General features: G+C 63.4%; 15 protein-coding genes. 6 read left to right on the top strand and 9 right to left on the bottom strand.

Features of this window, described 5'->3' with window-relative positions; translation table 11 throughout:
* Positions 1-17 precede the first annotated feature (17 nt).
* Positions 18-383 carry a response regulator transcription factor gene (locus tag BUQ73_RS26970; protein WP_177326665.1) on the bottom strand — a complete coding sequence of 122 codons (366 nt, stop codon included), beginning with the start codon at positions 381-383 and terminating at the stop codon, positions 18-20.
* Positions 380-1360 (bottom strand): response regulator, encoded by a 981-nt coding sequence (locus BUQ73_RS26965; RefSeq protein ID WP_079230365.1) that lies wholly within the window; start codon positions 1358-1360, stop codon positions 380-382. The genes BUQ73_RS26970 and BUQ73_RS26965 overlap by 4 nt, the downstream gene beginning before the upstream one ends.
* Before the next feature lie 240 nt (positions 1361-1600).
* Between BUQ73_RS26965 and BUQ73_RS26960 the strand changes: the two genes are divergently transcribed.
* Positions 1601-6709 (top strand): ATP-binding sensor histidine kinase, encoded by a 5109-nt coding sequence (locus BUQ73_RS26960; protein ID WP_079230364.1) that lies wholly within the window; start codon positions 1601-1603, stop codon positions 6707-6709.
* 87 nt (positions 6710-6796) lie between these two features.
* Here BUQ73_RS26960 and ycaC (BUQ73_RS26955) read toward each other — a convergent pair whose 3' ends face one another.
* Both ycaC (BUQ73_RS26955) and BUQ73_RS26950 read right to left on the bottom strand, forming a co-directional pair.
* Entirely contained in the window at positions 6797-7423 is a 627-nt protein-coding gene (gene ycaC, locus BUQ73_RS26955) for an isochorismate family cysteine hydrolase YcaC (RefSeq protein ID WP_004375560.1), read from the bottom strand.
* Between the two features lie 85 nt (positions 7424-7508).
* A complete protein-coding gene (locus BUQ73_RS26950; RefSeq protein ID WP_079230363.1) occupies positions 7509-7871 on the bottom strand; it encodes a helix-turn-helix domain-containing protein in 363 nt (120 codons plus the stop codon).
* Between the two features lie 180 nt (positions 7872-8051).
* Between BUQ73_RS26950 and BUQ73_RS26945 the strand changes: the two genes are divergently transcribed.
* Both BUQ73_RS26945 and BUQ73_RS26940 read left to right on the top strand, forming a co-directional pair.
* Positions 8052-9026 (top strand): GlxA family transcriptional regulator, encoded by a 975-nt coding sequence (locus BUQ73_RS26945; protein WP_079230362.1) that lies wholly within the window; start codon positions 8052-8054, stop codon positions 9024-9026.
* A 254-nt stretch (positions 9027-9280) separates the two neighbouring features.
* Positions 9281-11068 carry a monovalent cation:proton antiporter-2 (CPA2) family protein gene (locus tag BUQ73_RS26940; RefSeq protein ID WP_079230361.1) on the top strand — a complete coding sequence of 596 codons (1788 nt, stop codon included), beginning with the start codon at positions 9281-9283 and terminating at the stop codon, positions 11066-11068.
* A 4-nt stretch (positions 11069-11072) separates the two neighbouring features.
* Here BUQ73_RS26940 and BUQ73_RS26935 read toward each other — a convergent pair whose 3' ends face one another.
* The 3 genes from BUQ73_RS26935 to ycaC (BUQ73_RS26925) all read right to left on the bottom strand — a co-directional run bounded on the left by BUQ73_RS26935 (position 11073) and on the right by ycaC (BUQ73_RS26925) (position 12801).
* Complete coding sequence (locus BUQ73_RS26935) at positions 11073-11357, bottom strand: HigA family addiction module antitoxin (protein WP_079230360.1); 285 nt, start codon at positions 11355-11357, stop codon at positions 11073-11075.
* Positions 11358-11369: 12 nt separating this feature from the next.
* The gene (locus BUQ73_RS26930; RefSeq protein ID WP_079230359.1) at positions 11370-11648 is read right to left on the bottom strand and encodes a type II toxin-antitoxin system RelE/ParE family toxin; all 279 of its coding nucleotides are present in this window, start codon (positions 11646-11648) and stop codon (positions 11370-11372) included.
* Positions 11649-12171: 523 nt separating this feature from the next.
* On the bottom strand, positions 12172-12801 hold the full coding sequence (gene ycaC / locus BUQ73_RS26925) for an isochorismate family cysteine hydrolase YcaC (RefSeq protein WP_079230358.1): 630 nt from the start codon (positions 12799-12801) through the stop codon (positions 12172-12174).
* A gap of 135 nt (positions 12802-12936) precedes the next feature.
* Here ycaC (BUQ73_RS26925) and BUQ73_RS26920 point away from each other — a divergent pair, with 135 nt between their 5' ends.
* The 3 genes from BUQ73_RS26920 to BUQ73_RS26910 all read left to right on the top strand — a co-directional run bounded on the left by BUQ73_RS26920 (position 12937) and on the right by BUQ73_RS26910 (position 16915).
* Positions 12937-13848 carry a LysR substrate-binding domain-containing protein gene (locus BUQ73_RS26920; RefSeq protein ID WP_027916985.1) on the top strand — a complete coding sequence of 304 codons (912 nt, stop codon included), beginning with the start codon at positions 12937-12939 and terminating at the stop codon, positions 13846-13848.
* Positions 13849-14052: 204 nt separating this feature from the next.
* Positions 14053-15315, top strand: coding sequence for an OprD family porin (locus tag BUQ73_RS26915; RefSeq protein WP_079230357.1), 1263 nt, complete (start codon positions 14053-14055; stop codon positions 15313-15315).
* A 1-nt stretch (position 15316) separates the two neighbouring features.
* The gene (locus BUQ73_RS26910) at positions 15317-16915 is read left to right on the top strand and encodes an MFS transporter (protein WP_079230356.1); all 1599 of its coding nucleotides are present in this window, start codon (positions 15317-15319) and stop codon (positions 16913-16915) included.
* A gap of 206 nt (positions 16916-17121) precedes the next feature.
* Here the strand turns inward: BUQ73_RS26910 and BUQ73_RS26905 are convergent, their stop codons facing one another.
* Both BUQ73_RS26905 and BUQ73_RS26900 read right to left on the bottom strand, forming a co-directional pair.
* On the bottom strand, positions 17122-18963 hold the full coding sequence (locus BUQ73_RS26905; RefSeq protein ID WP_192858734.1) for an amidohydrolase: 1842 nt from the start codon (positions 18961-18963) through the stop codon (positions 17122-17124).
* A 373-nt stretch (positions 18964-19336) separates the two neighbouring features.
* Entirely contained in the window at positions 19337-20155 is an 819-nt protein-coding gene (locus tag BUQ73_RS26900; RefSeq protein ID WP_079230354.1) for an alpha/beta fold hydrolase, read from the bottom strand.
* Positions 20156-20186: the final 31 nt, after the last annotated feature.

Below are 20186 nucleotides of genomic sequence, written 5' to 3'. Positions count from 1 at the left end.
TGATTGATCAGGTGTGCTCATTCACCTGCCAGCGCCTCTTCGACCACCTTGAGCAACACCTCTTCGGGAAACGGCTTGCCCAGACAAGCCCGTGCGCCATTGCGCAGTGCCGCCTGCAGCGCACCTTCATCCCAATGCGCCGACATGCAGATCACCGGCAAGCGCCAACCCCGCCGCGCCAGCTCGCGCTGCACGTCCAGCCCACTCATCCCCGGCATCTTCAGATCGAGCAGAACGCAGCCTGCCTCGCGCGCCAGCTCCGAAGCCAGAAACACTTCCCCCGTGGCAAATGCCAGGCTGCCGAAGCCCGCCGAACGCAGCAGATTGGCCAGGCTTTTGCGCACCGAAGCATCGTCATCGACGATGCACACCGCTCTGCTCATGCGCCAGACCGAGCCTCGATGACGTTGTGCATGGCCACCAGCTCCAGCAGTGAGCGTGACTGCATCTTGTTCATGATGTTCTTCTTGTGCACCTTGGTGGTCACCTCACTGGTGCCGATCTCCTTGGCGATCTGCTTGTGCGAAAGGCCGCCAACCACCAGTGTGAACACCTGACGTTCGCGCTGGGTCAGGCGCTGGTACTTTTCCTCGACCTGCCGCGCATGGTGCCATTTGCGCCCCTCGGTCACAGCGCGGGCGCGTACCGCTACAAGCAGTGCCAGCAGCTGGCCTTCGTCGAAAGGCTTGGTCAAAAACTCCACGGCACCGGCGCGCATCGCCTGGACCGTCATGGGGATGGTGCCGAAGCCGGTCATGAACACGATCGGCCAAGGCAGCGCCAACCGCCCCAATGCAGCCTGCACCTCAAGGCCGCTGGTTTCTGGCAGGTGCATGTCCAGCAGCAGGCAGGCGCAGGGGGTTTCCAGGCGAGCGTCGAACAGCTCCTCGGCACTGGCGAACAACCGGTGGGGAATATCCTGTGAGCGCAGCAGGCGGCCCAGTGCCTTGCGCACCGATGGGTCGTCGTCCACCACCAGCACTGGCACGTCCGCACCGTCATCGAGCGGCTCGGTGGCACCGGCCACGGCGCAAAGCGCAGATTGACCCAGCGCCAGGCAAGGCACGTCGATACTGACGTCGGCCGCCAGGCGATAACCCCGACGCGGTACGGTCTGGATCAGCCCGCGATCGCCGAAGGCCTTGCGCAACAGCGACACCTGCACCTGCAGGTTGTTGTCCTCAACCACCGTGCCGGCCCACACCTGGCTGAACAGCTCGTCCTTGCCGACCACCCGGCCCTTGGCCTTGATCAGCGTGGCCAGCACCTCGAATGCCCGCCCGCCCAACGGGATCGGCTTGCCGTCGAGAAAGGCTTCTCTCCGCTCCAGCGACACCTGGGCATTGCCTATTCGGATCATGGTTTCCTCGCGCGGGCATGGGCGATTGCGCAGCCTCGGGCAGCCTAGGCCAGCGAACGCGATCAGACAATTATCCCGAGGGATAGGTTGGCCTCAGAACTATACAAGCCCCCTCCAGGCGCCAGGTACTGATAACGGACAACAGCGTGCCCGTTTCTGCCAAGCCGGCTGCAGGCCGCATTCTTGATGGGTCCGCTGCGTATACTCGCGCGTCAGGATGTCGCTAGCAGGGGGTGCTTTGTGCTCGATGAACGCCTCGCAAACAGGCCCATCGATTTCGACCAGTCGATCGACGACGACTGGCTGAATCGCTGCGATATCACGCAGCTGGGCCAGGAAGGTGAGCTCAGCTACTTCCGCCTGCATGACCCTGCCACTGGCCAGGCCTGGATCGCCGTACGCGCGCCGCTCGAAGCGCCCGCAGCCTGCCAGCGCCTGGAGCGTGACTACCGCCTGCAGCTGGACCCACAGTGGGCGGTAATTCCCTCGGCGTTCGTCCGTTCCGCTGAAGGCCCGTTGCTGGTGTACCCGGCCGGCCGCTCCATCGCCGACCTGATCAGCCAAGGCCCAGTCGACCTTGCGGCCTTTCTCGACATTGCGGCAAGCGCCGCCAACGCCCTGGCTCAAGCCCACGAACGCAATGTGCTGCACGGTGCGCTGCAGCCGGAACATGTATGCCTGCAGCCGAACCACCGGGTGCGCCTGGGCTGTTTTCGTGCCGACACACCCGAACTGATCAGCGAACAGGGCAACGCAATCGGCAACTGGGCCTACCTGGCACCGGAACAGATCTGCCCCCATGGCAGCAGCAGCGACCGGCGCAGCGACATCTATGCCTTGGGCGCGATTCTCTACCAACTGCTGCTGGGCGAGCTGCCGCTGGCCGGGCGCGATACCCAGCACTGGCGCCAATTGCATGCGGGGGTTCAGCCACGCACGGCCTGTGAGGTCGACAGCCAGGTACCAGAACCACTGAGCCGGATCCTGGCCAAGGCCCTGGCGAAGGAGCCAGACGCCCGCTACCAGAGTGCCCGTGCCCTGGCCGTAGACCTGGCCCACTGCCAACGACAATGGGCCACCAGCCAGACCATCACCGCCTTCGAGCCCGGCTACGCCGACCCTGTTTTGCCCAGCCGCGGGCGTCTGTATGGCCGCAGTGCCGAACTGAAACTCATCGCCTTGATGCTCAAGGCACTACGTCGCGACAGCAAACCCCAGGTGCTGTTCATCAACGGCGCTGCAGGCATGGGCAAGTCCAGCCTGGTGGAGGCCGCACTCAAAGCCCATGCCGAAGGCTTCTGGGCTGTCGGCAAGTGCAACAGCCGGGAACAGGCAATACCCTATGCGCCGTGGGTCGAGATCCTCGGTTCGCTGACCACCCAGCTGCTGGCCAAGAACAGCCAGGACCTCGACACCCTGCGCCGTGAGATCCTCAAGCGCATCAAAGGCCACGGTCGACTGCTCGGCAAACTGGCACCGGACCTGCAACTGATCCTCGGCCCTCTGCCCGATCTGCCGGAAAAACCCACCCGCCTGGCACTGCAGAAAGAACAGCGGGCCATCGTCGAATTCCTGCAAGTGTTCAGCCAACCCGGCAAGCCGCTGGTGCTGTGTTTCGATGACCTGCAGTGGGCCGACGTCGCTACCCGGCAGCTACTGGCACAATTGCTTGCCCAGGCTCCCGCCAACCTGTTGCTGATCTTCGCCCGGCGCAACGATCAGCAAGCTGCCAATACGCAACTTGTCACGCCTGAAAAACTGCACAAGATCACACTGAACCTGCGCCCACTGACCGTCGGCGCAGTCACCGAACTGATCGGCGAGCGCTACCACGTCAGCCCTGACGAGGCGTTGCCGGTTGCCGAACTGGTCCTCGACAAGACCGCAGGTAACCCGTTCTTCATCAACCAGATCCTCAGGGCCATGGTCGAGGACAGGCTGATCACCTTCGATACCCAGGCCATGCGCTGGACGTGGTGCCTTAAGGCCGTGGCCCGGCACCGTTACTCCGATAATGTCGCAGACCTGATGATCCACCGCCTGGCACGGCTGCCGGAGTGCCAGCGCGATGTGCTGCGGATCGCCAGCGCGGTGGGTGGCCGCTGCGATGAACGGCTGCTGCATCGCCTGCTTGCATCCCTGTCGGGCGAACCGTTGAAGGCCATGATTGCTGCGGGTTTCCTGCTACCAGGCCAGAAAGGCCTGGGCTTCGCCCACGACCGGGTGATGGAGGCCGCCTACCAACTCACGCCTGCGCGTGATCGTGCCCAACTGCATGCACGCATTGCGCAGGCCATGCTTCAGGTTTGGCACAACGACTTGCAGAAGGTCGTATTCGAAATCGCCAATCAGCTGCAACGCGCCAGCCCATGCGGGTTTGCAACGAATGACTGCGATGTCTTCCTGCAGCTTTTGCGTGATGCGGCGCTGCGCGCGAGTGACAACGGCGCCTATGAGCAAGCTGCGGCCTACCTGCAGGCGTGCGAACAGCTGCTGCGCCAGGACGCCACGGCGCAAAGCCACGCCAGACATGGCTTTGCCATCGCCTGCATGGCGGCGGAATGCGACATGCAACTGGCGCGCATGGCCGATGCCGAGGGCCGGATCATGGAATGCCTCCAGCGCGCGTGCTCGGCGCTGGAGCAAGCGCGGGTATGCCGACTGCAGGCACGCCTGCACATTCTGCGCTGCGATTACCAGGCCGCTATCACCACCACCGTCGCCGGCCTCGAGCTGCTGGGAATCAGCCTGGCTCGTGGCACCGACCCGCAGCAGGTGGCGGCCAGCCATGCGCATGTCCATGCCCTGATCGAGCGCAAGGGCCGCCATTGCCTGGCGTCTTTACCGCGTACCGACTCTGAGGAAGTGGCAGTTGCAATCGGCTTGCTGGCCACCCTGTCGTCGTCGTTTTTCGTGCAGGACGATATCTGCTTCCTGCACCTGGCCAAACTCATGGAGCTGTCGCTGCTGCACGGTGTCGCCCCGGGCAGCACCTATGGCATGGCCTGGTACGGGGTGATGATCGCCGAACGCTTCGGTAGCTACCACGACGGCCACGCCTGCTGCCTGGCCGCGCTCAAGCTGATCGAACGACACGGCTTCGAAGCCGATCTCACCAGTGCGCTACTGGCCCTGGACCAAGTCAGCGCCTGGACCTCGCCCATGGAGTTCGCCCGCCGCACTGCGCTGGAAGCGGTCGACTCGACGCGCGTGAGCGGCGACCTGGCCATGACCTGCCATGCCTGCAGCCATTTGGTTTCCGACTCCCTGTTCATGGGCCGCTGCCTGCCGGAAGTTGCCGAAGAAGTGGCGCAGGGCCTGGTTACCGTGCGCGGTCATGGCTTCAGCGATATCGAACAGATCCTGCACGCCCAACAAGGGTTCGTCGCCAACCTGAGCGGCACATCCTGCACAGCTTCACCTACGCGGGTGAACTCACCCACCACGGGGTTCTTCCAGCACCTGTTCAGCGGCATGTCCGCCTTCTACCTGGGCAACATCCCGCAAGCCATGCATAGCCTTGGCGCGGCGGGCGACAGCGCCTGGGCGGCACCTGCGCACATCAACCTGGCGGACTACCACTTGTTCCGCGGCCTGGTGCTAGGCAGCCCGGAAGCCCCTGGCAGCCTTGCTGACAAGCTGGCCGAGCTGCAGGCCCTGCGCAAGCGCTTCGAGCGCTGGGCCAGCTTCAACCCGGTGACCTTCCGCAACAAGCTGCTGCTGATCGAAGGTGTGATCGCCAGGCTCGAAGGCGACGGCCTGGCCGCCATCCGCTGCTTTGACCAGGCACAGATCGCCGCAACCGCCGCCGGTTTTATCCACGAACAGGCCCTGGCCCATGAACAACTGGCCGAGGTGTGCATCCCCAGCGGTTTGATCTCCGGCGCCAACCTGCACCTGCGCATCGCCCGCGACTGCTTCCATATCTGGGGGGCGACTGGCAAGGTGCACCAGCTTGAAGCCCTGCACCCGTTCCTGCGCACGCAACCCGTCCAGGAAACATACCGCGCCACTCAGCAGGCCAAGCTGGACCTTGAGGCCGGTATCGAGGCTGCGCGGGCTTTGTCCGAGGAAGTGCTGCTCGAAGGCCTGATCGAAACGCTGATGGGCCACCTCACCCAGCACTCCGGCGCCGATCACGGTGCACTGCTGATCGTCAGTGGCGCCGAATTTCAGATGGCCGCCCTCGCCTACATCGACGATGCCGGGCTGCACGTGAGCATGGACAACTGCCAGCGGTTCATGACCCAGGCGCCGCTGTCGATCATCAACGCCACCATGCGCACCAAGAAGCCGCTGGTGCTCAATGACGCCCTGTGCGAGTGCCCAGAGGCCTTCCGCCAGGAGCTGCACGCGCGTAACGCCCGTTCGGTGCTGTGCCTGCCGCTGGTGATCCAGGGCGTGCTGATCGGCCTGGTGTACCTGGAAAACCGCCTGGTGCCGAACCTGTTCGGCAGCCAGCGCCTGGCCATGCTGGAGATCCTCGCCTCGCAGGCCGCGGTGTCTTTGCAGACGGCCAAGTTCTATACGCGCCTGGCCGAAGACAACCAGGCCCGCGGGCAAATGGAAGAGGAACTGCGCCGCTCTCGCGCAGAACTGGCACGCAGTGCACACCTGCAGGTGATGAACGAGCTGTCAGCGTCCATTGCCCACGAGATCAGCCAGCCACTGTTGGGTATTGCCTCCAATGCCGCAGCCAGCCTGCGTTGGCTCAAGCGGGCAGAACCCAACCTTGAAGAGGCGATTGCCGGCCTGGAAGACATCCGCAATGACAGCGAACGCGCCGCCAACATCGTCCGCGCACTGCGTTCGCTGGCCAAGCAGTCGCCGATGCAGCTCAAGGCCGTCAAGGTCGACGAGCTTATTCGCGAGGTGCTGCGCCTGACATCGGCCGATGCCGCCAAGTACAGGGTCGAGGTGCACACGCGGCTGCAGGCCGGGGTGAGCGTGATGGGCGACCCGGTGCAATTGCAGCAACTGGTGTTCAACCTGATCACCAATGCGCTGGAGGCACTTGCGGGATATCGCAGTGATGGGATGTTGCGGATTGCATCGGTAGTTGCCGGGGATGGGGTCGAGGTCTGCGTGGACGACAACGGGCCCGGCATTGCGGCGGATGAGCGGGCACGGGTGTTTGATGCATTCCATACCACCAAGGACGCCGGGCTGGGGATGGGGTTGGCGATCTGCAATTCGGTGGTGCAGGCCCATGGCGGGCAGTTGCAGGCGTTGGTGTCGCAGTTTGGCGGGTGCCAGATTCGCTTCACTCTGCCTGTGAACAACGCGCAACCTGATCTGGCCTCTTCGCGGCGGTTCGACGCCTCGATAAACCCGCTCCCACAGGGGTAGTGCGCAGCCTCAGGGTTGCACATCCCCTTGTGGGAGCGGGTTTATCGAGGCGTCGAACCGCCGCGAAGAGGCCGGTACGGGTTTACATCAACGGGCGCTCAACGCCGCATAGCTGTTCATCAGGTTGCGGTAGTTGGGGATGCGCTGCGACAACAGGTTACCCAGCCCTTCGATGTCGTTGCGCCAGTCGCGGTGCAGCTCACAGGCTACCGAGAACCAGTTCATCATCTGTGCACCCGCCTGAGTCATGCGCACCCAGGCTGCTTGCTGCACGGTCTCGTTGAAGGTGCCTGAGGCATCGGTCACCACGAACACTTCAAAGCCTTCAGCCAATGCCGACAGCGTCGGGAAAGCCACGCACACATCCGTTACCACGCCAGCGATGATCAGTTGCTTGCGGCCAGTAGCCTTGATCGCCTTGACGAAGTCTTCGTTGTCCCAGGCGTTGATCTGGCCAGGGCGCGCGATGTAAGGCGCGTCCGGGAACATTTCTTTCAACTCCGGCACCAGCGGGCCATTGGGGCCTTGCTCGAAGCTGGTGGTGAGAATGGTCGGCAGGCCGAAGAACTTGGCCAGGTCGCCCAGGGCCAGGACGTTGTTCTTGAACTCGTTGGGCGAGAAGTCCTGCACCAGCGAGATCAGGCCGGTCTGGTGGTCGACCAGCAGCACCACGGCGTCGTCTTTGTTCAGGCGCTTGTAATCAGGTTGGCTCATGGGGGTGACTCCTTGGGTTGGGAAAACGGGCCGGGGCTCATTCAAGGGCTTATCCCGCGGGGTTATACCGTCGGATAGATCCGGCTTAAGGATGGGCCTGCGCCTGGCGCCAGGCCTTGGGCGGCTGGCCGACCAAGCGGCTGAAGGCACGGGTGAAATGGGCCTGGTCGCAGAAGCCGCATTCCAGGCTCACGTGGGTAATCGGTGCCTCGGTGACGAGCAGGCGCTTGGCTTTTTCCATGCGCGCCAGCAGGCGCCAGGCTTGTGGCGAAAGGCCGGTGTTGACCTTGAAGGAACGGGAGAAATGGCTGCGGGTAAGGTTGCACACGGCAGCGATCTCGATGATCGACAGCGAACTGCGCAGCATGAGTTCCTTGGCCTGGCGCAACCGCGCCGGCGTCAGCGCGCCGGGGGGTGGCAGTGGCTCTTGGGGCGTCCCAGGGTGCATGGCGACTCTCCTGTTCAATGGAGCAAGTCTGGCCGCCGGCACATGACAAAGTCCTGAGCCAAAGCTGAATTGTTCTTAATCGCGCACTGCTGGCCCTGTCCTTCTTGCCGATACCTTAAGATGCGTTTCGTATTCAGCTTCAGGCCGCTGCGGGCGGCCGGCATTCAAGGCGATAGTGGTATGCAGGAAAAACACGCTCGACGCACCGTGGCCATGGTGCTGTTCAACGATGTGCTATTGCTGGATGTGACCGGGCCGATGGACACCTTTGCCATTGCCAACCGGTTCCTGCCTGAAGACAAACATTACCGGCTGCTCACTGTGGCCGAAGACCTGCACCCGATTCGTGGATCGTGCGGCCTGAAGGTTGTGGCCGACCTGCGCCTGGATGAACTGCCGGCCGGCATCGACCTGCTGCTGGTGCCAGGCGGGCCGGGTGCCTATGACGTCGCCCTGGCGCAACTGGAGCGCTGGTTGCCTGAGGCCGTACGCGGCGCCAGGCGCTTCGGTGCGGTCTGCACCGGAGTGTTCCTGCTTGGGCGCGCCGGGTTGCTTGGCGGCTATCGCTGCACCACCCACTGGAACTATGTGGAGCGCCTGGCGCAGGCGTTTCCCGAGGCCAAGGTCGAAACTGAGCACATCTACGTGATGGACCGCAACCTGATCACCTCTGGCGGCATCACGGCGGGCATCGACCTGGCGCTGGCCATCGTCGCCGAGGACCACGGCAAGGCGCTGGCCCTGGAAGTCGCCAAGGTGCTGCTGGTGGCGCGCCACCGCCAGGGCGGGCAGACGCCTTACGGGCCGTTGCTGGCGGCGGTGCCCCGGGACGGCTCGCCGATTGCCCGGGTGCAGGCGTACATCGTCGACCATATCGACCAGGCATTTACGGTGCAGAAGATGGCCGACCTGGTGGCCATGAGTGGGCGCAACTTTGCCCGGACCTTTCAGCGCGAGGTCGGGATCACGCCGTTGCAGTACCTGCAGAACGCGCGGATCGACCAGGCGCGCAAGTTGCTCGAATGTGGCGAACTGCCGTTGAAGGTGGTCGCGGCGCGCTGCGGCTTTGGCAGCGACCGGCATATGAGGAAGGTGTTCTGCGAGCGTATCGGCATGACACCGGCGCAGTATCGGGCGCAGTTTGGCGGGGTTTGAGTGGGGTTTGAGTGGGGTGTTTCCTGTGCCGGCCTCTTCGCGGGTAAACCCGCTCACACAGGAATTACACAGTTCCTGAGCGCGGCGCCGTAACTGTAGGAGCGGGTTTACCCGCGAAGAGGCCAGCACAGGCTGTCCCGCTTTCCGGGACAATCTTTCTCCCTCCAGGCAGATTGTCTGACTCTCCCCCAACCTCCAGAATTGTCCGCCAAACTGTTCAAACGCTGCCCCGGCAGCTCATGGAGTACGAGCCAATGCCACACGAAGGCAGCCTTCTGCAAACCGCGGTGATCTTCCTGCTCGCCGCGGTCGTCGCCGTTCCCCTGGCCAAGCGCCTGCAACTGGGGGCCGTGATCGGTTACCTGCTCGCTGGCGTAGCCATCGGTCCGCAAGCCCTGGGCCTGATCCGCGACACCGAAAGCGTCGCGCACATTTCCGAGCTGGGCGTGGTCCTGCTGCTGTTCATCATCGGCCTTGAGCTGTCGCCCAAGCGCCTGTGGCTTATGCGCAAGTCGGTGTTCGGCGTCGGCACTGCCCAGGTGTTGCTGACCGGCGCGGTGATCGGCGCCATCGCCTTGTTCGGTTTCGGCCAGTCGCTGCCGGCGGCCGTCGTGCTCGGCCTGGGCCTGGCGCTGTCCTCCACCGCCCTCGGCCTGCAGAGCCTTGCCGAAACCAAGCAGCTCAACGCCCCCCATGGCCGCCTGGCGTTCGCCATCCTGCTGTTCCAGGACATTGCCGCGATCCCACTGATCGCCCTGGTCCCGTTGCTGGCCGCCAGCGGCCCGGACACCAGCCATGGCGACAGCCTGCAACACGGCCTGAAGGTGTTCGCCAGCATCGCCGTGGTCATCATCGGTGGCCGCTACCTGCTGCGTCCGGTGTTTCGCACCGTGGCCCGTACCGGCCTGCCGGAGGTGTCCACCGCCACCGCGCTGCTGGTGGTGATCGGTACTGCCTGGCTGATGGAAGAAGCCGGCATCTCCATGGCTTTGGGCGCCTTCCTCGCTGGCCTGCTGCTGGCTGACTCGGAATACCGCCACGAGCTTGAGTCGCAGATCGAACCGTTCAAGGGCTTGCTGCTGGGGCTGTTCTTCATCAGTGTCGGCATGGGCGCCAACCTTAGCCTGTTGCTGGAAATGCCACTGGTGCTGCTCGGCCTGACCCTGCTGCTGGTGGCTGTGAAGTTGGTGCTGCTGATCGGCGTCGGCCGCCTCGCCGGCGGCCTGAACAGCGCCAGCGCACTGCGCCTGGGCATGGTGCTGGCGGCCGGTGGTGAGTTCGCCTTCGTGGTGTTCAAGCTGGGCAAGGACCAAGGCCTGTTCGACACCCAGACCTACGACCTGCTGCTGATGACCATCACCCTGTCGATGGCCATCACGCCGCTGCTGATGCTCGGCTGCGCCCGTGCCCTCAAACGCCCGCAACCGGCACGGGAAGTGCCCGAGCAATACAAGACCATCGACGCCGGCACGCCGCGGGTGGTTATCGTTGGCATGGGCCGCATGGGCCAGATCGTCGCGCGCATCCTGCGGGCGCAGAAGATCCCGTTCATTGCCCTGGAAACCTCGGTGGACACCATCGAGATGACGCGTATGTTCGAACAAGTACCGGTGTTCTACGGTGACCCGCTGCGCCCCGAGGTGCTGCATGCGGCCAAGGTGGGTGAGGCGGAATACTTCATCATCACCATCGACGACCCTGAGGCTGCCATCCATACCGCTGAACGGGTGAAGCGCCAGTATCCGCACCTGAAAGTGCTGGCCCGGGCGCGCAACCGCCAGCATGTACACAAGCTGGCGGATGTAGGCGCCGAACCGATTCGCGAGACGTTCTACTCCAGCCTCGAGATGACCCGCCGGGCGCTGGTCGGGTTGGGCTTGAGCGACGAGCAGGCGGCGGACCGGATCGAGCGGTTTGCCCAGCATGACGAGGAAGTGCTGGAAGCCCAGGGGCTCGTGCGCGATGACCGCGCCAAGGTGATGCAGACGGCAAAGGAGGCGCGGGTGGAGTTGGCCCGGTTGTTTGATTCGGATGCGGATTGAGACGTCAGGCGATCACCAGCCGCGCTATCTGAGGATGCTCACGGTGCGCGGCTTGCCAGAGATCGTAAGCTGCCTGCTCAGCAAGGTACTGCCGGGCAGGCCCAAGTCCCGCCAGCTCAAGTCGATAAGCAAGATCGGCTGAAATGGCGGCGCGCCCATTGAGCACAGTGGATAGTTGCCCCCGTGAATAGCCAAGGTGGCGAGCTAGCTCAGAGACGTTCATGCCGATTGCGGGTAACACGTCTTCTCGCAGGGACTCCCCAGGGTGGGGAGGATCGAACATAGGCATGACTGAGCTCTCCTAGTGGTAATCCAGATAATCGACAAGCTCCACGTCGTAACCAACGAAGCGAAACACCAGACGCCAGTTCCCCGAGACATTCACTGCCCAAAAGCTATCCAGCTTTCCATGCAGGGGATGAAGACGGTAACCGGGACGGTTCATGTCTGCAGCCGTTTGTGCAACCTCGAGCGAAGCAAGTAAACGCCGCAAGCGATTAACATGATCTGCACGCACTTCAGACGAGTCACGCTGCTGGTGGAGGAGCCTCAGGCCCTTGTGCCTGAAACTCCTGATCATTGGTGATTGAGTGTAAGGCCAGGCCTTACACCTTTCAAGCTAGCATTAGCGCAGCACATCGAGGCACTCCTGAGGATTTCCGGGCTGCCCAGTCTGCTCTTCACCTTCCCGTTTGGCGCCATCAAGCCATCCGTTCTCAATGTAAGAAATTTCCCAAAAAGGCACAGATAACTAGAGCCAAATCATCTTCGCAGGCTATTTGAGGTCCAGCCCGCAGAGGTTGTGCTGATGCGGGTTGCCAATACCAACCAAAGAAAAGGGCCACTGTCTCCAGTGGCCCTGATCGAATGCTTGATCTTCATATGCACACCCTCAAACCGAGGTGCGGAGGTCTCACCCAACGCTGATGATTCAGCCATCGACAGGGTTCCTGATCCAGTTAGTGCCGCTGATTGACAACGGGCTTCGCGCTCGGATCAAACGCTGACAATGCAACCAAGTTGGATCGAAGGCTGGAACAAAGTGCAACGAAAAAGGCCGGCCCCATGTTGGGGCCGGCCTCCTATGTTTGAGCTGCTCGCTATTACTTACCCGCAGTCAAAGCGTTGTAGCTGGTCATCAGGTTGCGGTAGTCCGGAATGTGATTGGAGCACAGCGCCGCCAACCCTTCGATGTCGTTGCGCCAGTCGCGGTGCAGCTCACAGGCCACGCCGAACCAGGTCATCAGTTGCGCGCCAGCCCGGCTCATGCGGTCATGGGCAGCATCACGGGTCATTTCGTTGAAGGTGCCGGAAGCATCGGTCACCACGAACACTTCGAACTCTTCTTCCAGGGCTGCCAGCGCCGGGAAGGCTACACACACTTCAGTCACCACACCGGCGATGATCAGCTGCTTCTTGCCGGTGGCCTTCACCGCCTTGACGAAGTCTTCGTTGTCCCAGGCGTTGATCTGGCCAGGGCGGGCAATATACGGGGCGTCCGGGAACAGTTCTTTCAGCTCTGGCACCAGGGGGCCGTTGGGGCCTTGCTCGAAGCTGGTAGTGAGGATGGTCGGCAGGTTGAAGAACTTGGCCAGGTCGGCCAGGGCCAGCACGTTGTTCTTGAACTTGTCCGGCTCGATGTCGCGGACCAGCGACAGCAGGCCAGCCTGGTGGTCGACCAGCAGGACTGCGGCGTCGTCTTTGTTCAGGCGGTTGTAGGTGAATTTGCTCATGGTCTGTGCTCCTGACGTTTATGAATTTTTCAGCAATCTGGGGTGTTTCGCGTTGATGGGCACAGATTAAAATCATCACCTTTACGGCGGTAGACTGCGAAAATTGCCTTTAGCGTTCCATTTGGAGAACGACCATTGGAAGACCTCAATTCCCTCTACTACTTCACCCAAGTCGTGGAGCACGGTGGCTTCGCCCCGGCCGGACGGGCGCTGGACATGCCCAAGTCAAAGCTCAGCCGGCGCATCGCCGACCTTGAGGACCGCCTCGGCGTGCGTCTGTTGCACCGCACCAGCCGCCACTGCTCGCTCACAGAGATCGGCCAGGCCTACTACAACCGTTGCCTGGCCATGCGGGTAGAGGCCGAGGGCGCGGCCGAGATCATCGAGCGCAACCGCAGCGAGCCGCGCGGGCTGGTGCGTATCAGTTGCCCGACCACCCTGCTCAACTCCTGGGTCGGGCCGATGCTGACCCGCTACATGCTCAAATACCCGCAGGTGGAGCTGTTCATCGAGAGCACCAACCGCCGTGTCGACCTGCTGCACGAGGGCTTCGACATTGCGCTGCGGGTGCGCTTCCCGCCACTGGAGAACACCGACATGGTGATGAAGGTGCTGAGCAACAGCACCCAGTGCCTGGTCGGCCAGCCGCAGTATCTGGAACAACTGCCCAAAGGCTTCGACCCGCAGCTCCTCAGTACGCTGCCGAGCCTGCACTGGGGCAGTGCACAGCGCGAGTACCAGTGGGAGCTGTTCCAGGGTGAGGACAGCAGCCGCAGCATCGTAATCCCGCATACCCCGCGCATGGTGACTGACGACTTGTTTGCCCTGCGCCATTTCGTGGTAGCTGGCGTGGGCATTGCTCATCTGCCGCGAGTGGCCGTGCGCGAAGACCTGGCGGCTGGCCGGTTGGTTGAGCTGATTCCTGACTGGCATCCGCGTTGCGGCATCGTCCATGCGATCTTCCCGTCGCGACGCGGGTTGTTGCCGTCGGTGCGGGCACTGATCGATCACCTGGCCGAGGAGTTCGCCATCAGCGACATGGCTTGAGCCTTGGGCTGTCTGTGCTGGCCTCTTCGCGGGTAAACCCGCTCCTACAGGGGCCGCGCAGACCTCAGGCCTGTGGTGATCCTGTGGGAGCGGGTTTACCCGCGAAGAGGCCAGTACAGGTAGAGCATATGTTCCAGCACACAGTTACAAGACCCCTGGCCTATCCTTGCTCCACAGTCTCGGATCATCCCCCTTGGAGGCCCCATGATCCGCGCCAATCACGGACCAGGCCGCGCCCTGCTCGCCACCCTCGCCCTTTACCCGGCATTCAGCCATGCCGAAGATGCCGGCTGGTCGCTACTCAACCGCAACTACTTCCTGCACAGCGACTTCCGCTCGCCCTCCGCCAGCGGCCAGAACTACCGCCAGGAGTGGGCCCAAGGCTTCATCGGCGAAGTCCGCTCGGGCTTCACCGAGGGCACGCTCGGTGTCGGCCTCGACGCCCATGGTTTCCTCGGGCTCAAGCTCGACGGCGGTCGCGGCCATGCCGGCACCGGCCTGCTGCCACGCGACAGCGATGGCCGGGCTGAGTCCGACTACTCCAGTGCCGGCGCCGCGCTCAAGCTGCGCCTGGGCAACACCCAGTTGCGCTACGGCGAGATGACCGTCGAAACACCTGTGTTCGACACCGGCGACAAGCGTCTGCACCCGGAATACGCCACCGGCTGGTTCGTGGAAAACACCGATCTGCCCGACTGGCGCCTGCAGGCCGGGCGCTTCACGGCCTTCAACAATCAGGCCAACAGCTCCACCCACGACGATTTCAGCGGCTATGGCGCCACCACCAATAACCGCGCCATCAGCCTGGCCGGAGCCACCTTTGCGCCGCACGGCCCATTCGGCGGCGCGCTGTACGCCGGGCAGCTGGAAAACACCTGGCGCCAGGCCTACCTCAACCTCAACCTCGCCGAGGGCAACTGGCGCCTGGACGGCAATCTCTACAAGACCCGTGACACCGGTAACGCCAGCGCCGGGGCGATCGACACCCTCGCCTACAGCCTGCTGACCAAGTACAGCTTCGGCGCCCAGGCCCTGACCCTGGCTTACCAGAAGGTCGAAGGCGACACGCCGTTCGACTTTGTCGGTGGCGACTCCATCTACCTGGCCAACTCGATCAAGTACGCCGACTTCAACGGCCCCGGCGAGCGCTCGTGGCAACTGCGCTACGACCTCAATTTCGCCACCCTCGGCGTCCCTGGGCTGAGCCTGATGGGCCGCTATGTCAGCGGCCGTGGCATCGACGGCAGTCATGCCCCGGCCGGCGGTGCCTATGTGGGCCAGCAAGGCCAGGGCGGCAAGCACTGGGAACGCGACGTCGACCTGAAATACGTGGTCCAGTCCGGTGCCGCCAAAGACCTCAGCCTATCGTTCTCCCACGTCAGCCACCGCGCCAACCAGGCCCAGGCCGGCGATGACCTCGACCGCATCTACCTGATCATCGAATACCCACTCAAAGGCAGCTTCTGACATGAGCAATTCCCCTTCAGGTGCCTGGAGCCCGCTGCGCAACACCACCTTCCGCATGCTGTGGATCGCCACCATCGCCTCCAACATCGGCACCTGGATGCATGAGGTGGGCGCCGGCTGGCTGATGACCACGCTATCGGCCAGCCCGCTGCACGTGGCACTGATCCAGGTGGCTGGCTCGCTACCAATGTTCTTCCTCGCCCTGCCGGCCGGCGCGGCAGCAGATATCGTCGACAAGCGCCGCTACCTGCTGCTGGTGCAGCTGTGGATGTCGTCGGTCGCCGTGGTACTCGCGGCGCTGACCCTGCTCGGGCTGATGAACGTCACCCTGCTTTTGGTACTGACCCTGGCACTGGGCATCGGCACCGCGCTGATGATGCCAGCCTGGAGCGCGCTGACGCCGGAGCTGGTGGGCAAGGAGGACCTGGCCAACGCCGTGGCCATCTCCAGCGTTGGCATCAACGTGTCGCGCGCTATCGGCCCGGCGCTTGCCGGCGTGGTGGTGAGCCTGGTCGGCCCGTGGCTGACCTTTGCCTTGAATGCGGTTTCCTTCGCCGGGGTGATTCTGGTGCTGTTCCTGTGGAAACGTGAGGTGAAGGAGCCGCTACTGCCGGCCGAGCGTTTCGTCGGCGCCATGCGCACCGGCCTGCGCTTCGCACGCAGTGCCAAACCCTTGCAGGCCGTGCTGTTGCGGGCGTTGGCATTCTTCTTCTGCGCCAGCGCCGGAACTTCGCTGCTGCCACTGATCGTGCGCGGTGAAATGCACGGCAACGCAGCCGATTTTGGTTTGTTGCTGGCGGCCATCGGCATCGGCGCGGTGGCCGGCGCCACGCTGCTGCCTCGCCTGCGCGAGCGCATCAGCCGTGACCGCCTGGTGATGCTTGCCAGCCTGCTGTATGCCCTGTTCTTGCTGGCCTTGGCGCTGGTGCGCAACTTCTATGTGCTGCTGCCTGCGATGCTGCTAAGCGGCGCGGCGTGGATCGCGGTGCTGTCCAACCTGCAGGTAGCGGCGCAGACCTCGGTACCGGCCTGGGTACGGGCGCGGGCGTTGTCGGTGTACATCCTGATCTTCTTCGGCGCCATGGCCAGCGGTGGCTTGCTGTGGGGTACGCTAGCCAGCCATGCTTCGATCACCCTGAGCCTGTTGCTGGCTGCAGGCGGCCTGGCGCTGGGTACGTTGCTGACCTGCAAGGTCACCTTGCCGGAGACCGAGGCCGAAGAGCTGACGCCGTCGCTGCACTGGCCGGTACCGATACTGAGCGATGACATGGACAAGGAAAGCGGGCCGGTGATGGTCACCGTGGAGTACCACATCGAGCCGGCCAAGGCTGAGGCATTCCAGCTGGCGGCACGCGATCTGGAGGCGATGCGCAAGCGCAATGGCGCATTGTCGTGGGGGTTGATGCGTGACAGTGCTGACCCTTCACTGTGGCTGGAGTTCTTCTTCGAAGAGTCATGGCTGGAGCATTTGCGGCATCACCATCGGGTGACCCGGGGAGAGCTGAAGATCGAGGCGAAGGTGCGGATGCTGCAGACCGATGGGGTCGAAGTGAAGATCCGCCATCTGCTGGCTGGCGCAGAGCACAAGGCTCACCATTGACACCACAGGTTGGCGCCATCCCCTGTAGGAGCGGCCTTGTGTCGCGAAAGGGCTGCATAGCAGCCCCAGAATATTGGCGACACTGCAGGAATTGCTGGGGCTGCTATGCAGCCCTTTCGCGACACAAGGCCGCTCCTACAGGGGATCGCGCAATCCTGACAGACAAAAAAGGGGCCATGACGGCCCCCTTTTCACATCAGCTCAGCTTAGAAGGCGAAGCACGAGCAACCCAGCGCGCCCCAGAAGCCTTGGTAGTCATTCACCGGCACGCTCGAATGCCGTGCCTTTTCATGGCTGTGCGCATGCACCCCGCATGGCCCGCTGCACTGGTGCACGGCGGCCGCCAGCGACGGCGTGCCCACACGCCAGTGCCCCGGCACCTTGACCACCGGCGACCACTCCGGCAGTACCGGTACCTGCGCTGGGCCGAGCTTGTCGAATTCGCCCGCGCCGTACACCACCTTGCCGTCAACGATGGTCAGCACCGACTCGATGCCCTTGATCGCTTCCTCATCGACACTGAAGAAGTCCAGCGACAGTGCCGCCAGGTCGGCCAGCTGGCCCACCTTGATCTGGCCCTTCTTGCCCTGCTCGCTGGAGAACCAGGCGCTGCCCTGGGTGAACAGCTGCAGCGCGGTGTCACGGCTCAGGCCTTCCGGGTACAGCTCCATGCCGCCAACGGTCTTGCCGCTGACCAGCCAGTACAGCGAAGTCCATGGGTTGTAGCTGGACACACGGGTGGCGTCGGTACCGGCACCCACCGGCACGCCCATGTCGAGCATGCGCTTGATCGGCGGCGTCTGTTCGGCAGCCTTGGCGCCGTAACGGTCGACGAAGTACTCGCCCTGGAAGGCCATGCGGTCCTGAATGGCGATACCGCCGCCCAGCGCACGCACGCGCTCGATGTTCTGCGGGGTGATGGTTTCGGCGTGGTCGAAGAACCACGGCAAGCCGTTGAACGGGATGTCGCGGTTGACCTTCTCGAACACGTCGAGCATGCGCGTGATCGATTCGTTGTAGGTGGCGTGCAGGCGGAATGGCCAGCGTTGCTCGACCAGGTGGCGCACCACGGGCTCCAGCTCTTCTTCCATGGTCTGCGGCAGGTCCGGGCGCGGCTCGAGGAAGTCCTCGAAGTCGGCAGCGGAGAACACCAGCATCTCGCCAGCGCCGTTGTGGCGCAGGAAGTCGGTGCCGCTGTGCAGCTTGACGCTGGAAGTCCACTTGCGGAAGTCGTCGAGCTCTTCCTTGGGCTTCTGGGTGAACAGGTTGTAGGCGATGCGCACGGTCAGCTGGTTGTTGTCGGCCAGCTCCTGGATCACCTGGTAGTCGTCGGGGAAGTTCTGGTAGCCGCCGCCGGCATCGATGGCGCTGGTCAGGCCCAGGCGGTTCAGTTCGCGCATGAACTGGCGGGTGGAGTTGACCTGGTACTCCAGTGGCAGCTTCGGCCCTTTGGCCAGGGTGGCGTACAGGATCATCGCGTTCGGGCGGGCGATCAGCATGCCGGTCGGGTTGCCGAACTTGTCGCGCTGGATCTCGCCACCCGGCGGGTTCGGCGTGGTCTTGTCGTAGCCAACGGCCTTGAGCGCAGCACGGTTGAGCAGCGCGCGGTCATACAGGTGCAGCAGGAACACAGGGGTGTCGGGCGCAGCCTGGTTGATTTCTTCCAGGGTCGGCATGCGTTTTTCGGCGAACTGGAATTCGTTCCAGCCACCGACCACACGCACCCATTGCGGCGTCGGCGTGCGCGCAGCCTGGTCCTTGAGCATGCGCAGGGCATCGGCCACCGACGGCACGCCTTCCCAGCGCAGTTCCAGGTTGTAGTTCAGGCCACCACGGATCAAGTGCAGGTGCGAGTCGTTCAGGCCCGGGATCACCGTGCGCTGCTTGAGGTCGATGATCTGCGTGGCGCTGCCCTTGTGGGCCATGGCCTCGGCGTCGTTGCCCACGGCAATGAAGCGGCCATCCTTGATGGCGACGGCGGTAGCGGTGGGCTTTTCGCGGTCAACGGTGTGCAGTTTGCCGTTGAACAGAATCAGGTCGGCGGTCATGGAACCTCCTTGGGTGGATGCGTGAACGGAACCGGCTTGGCCGGTGAAGGGCAATGCAGACCAGAGAGCGCCGGCGGCACCTAGCACGGTGCTGGAAGCGAGGAACTGGCGACGGGTCTTGTCGTTGCGGTCCTGGGACATGGTCTTCTCCGTCTGGGGGCGGCGGCAGGCGCAACTGTGGAGCATGCCGGTTGACGCAGGGTCAGGGCTTGGATGGATGTGCGGTGAGCTGTAGAAGGTTAGCCCTGTTCAAGCTTTGTGCTGCCTGGGCGGGCCTCTTCGCGGGTGAACCCGCTCCTACAGGAGGATCACAAGCCTTGAAGCCTGAGCTGTACCTGTGGGAGCGGGTTTACCCGCGAATGCCTCCCACAACTTACTTCTGCAAGAACGCCAGCAAATCCTCATTCAGCTGCTGGGCATGAGTCACCGCAAACCCGTGCGGCGCGCCGGCATACACCTTCAGCTCAGCCCCACGAATCAGCTCCGCAGCCTGCTTGCCGGTGGTCTCGAACGGCACGATCTGGTCGTCATCGCCGTGTATCACCAGGGTCGGCACATCGATCTTGGCCATGTCCGGGCGGAAGTCGGTCTCCGCAAACGCGGTCACGCAATCCAGGGTGCCCTTGATCGAGGCCATCAGCGCAATGTTCAGGGTCTGGGCCTGCACCCCCTGGGACACCTGCTGCCCATGGTTGATGCCATAGAACGGCGCAGCGAAATCGGCAATGAACTGCGCACGGTCAGTACGCAGGCCAGCACGAATGCCTTCGAATACCGACAGATCGACACCCTCGGGGTTGTCGTCGCGCTTGCCGAATACCGGCGTCACCGCGCCCAGCAGCACCAACCCGGCCACCCGCTCGCTGCCGTGGCGGGCGATGTAGCGGCTGACATCACCGCCCCCCATCGAGAAGCCCACCAAGGTCACGTCACGCAGGTCGAGGTGCTCGATCAGCTGGGCGATGTCGTCGGCGAAGGTGTCGTAGTCGTAACCGCTCCACGGCTGGCTGGAACGACCGAAACCTCGGCGGTCGAAGGCGATGGCGCGGTAACCGCGGCTGGCCAGGAACTCCATCTGCGAATCCCACATGTCGGCATCCAGTGGCCAGCCGTGGCTGAACAGCACTGGTTTGCCGCTGCCCCAGTCCTTGTAGTAGATCGAAGTGCCGTCGCGGGTAACGAGAGTGGTCATGTCGGTATCTCCTTGAAAGGTTGAAGGTGAA

Source organism: Pseudomonas putida (assembly GCF_002025705.1).
GTDB classification, from domain to species: domain Bacteria; phylum Pseudomonadota; class Gammaproteobacteria; order Pseudomonadales; family Pseudomonadaceae; genus Aquipseudomonas; species Aquipseudomonas putida_J.
Note: the sequence above shows the minus strand (reverse complement) of the source record. Positions and strands in the feature narration are given on the sequence as shown.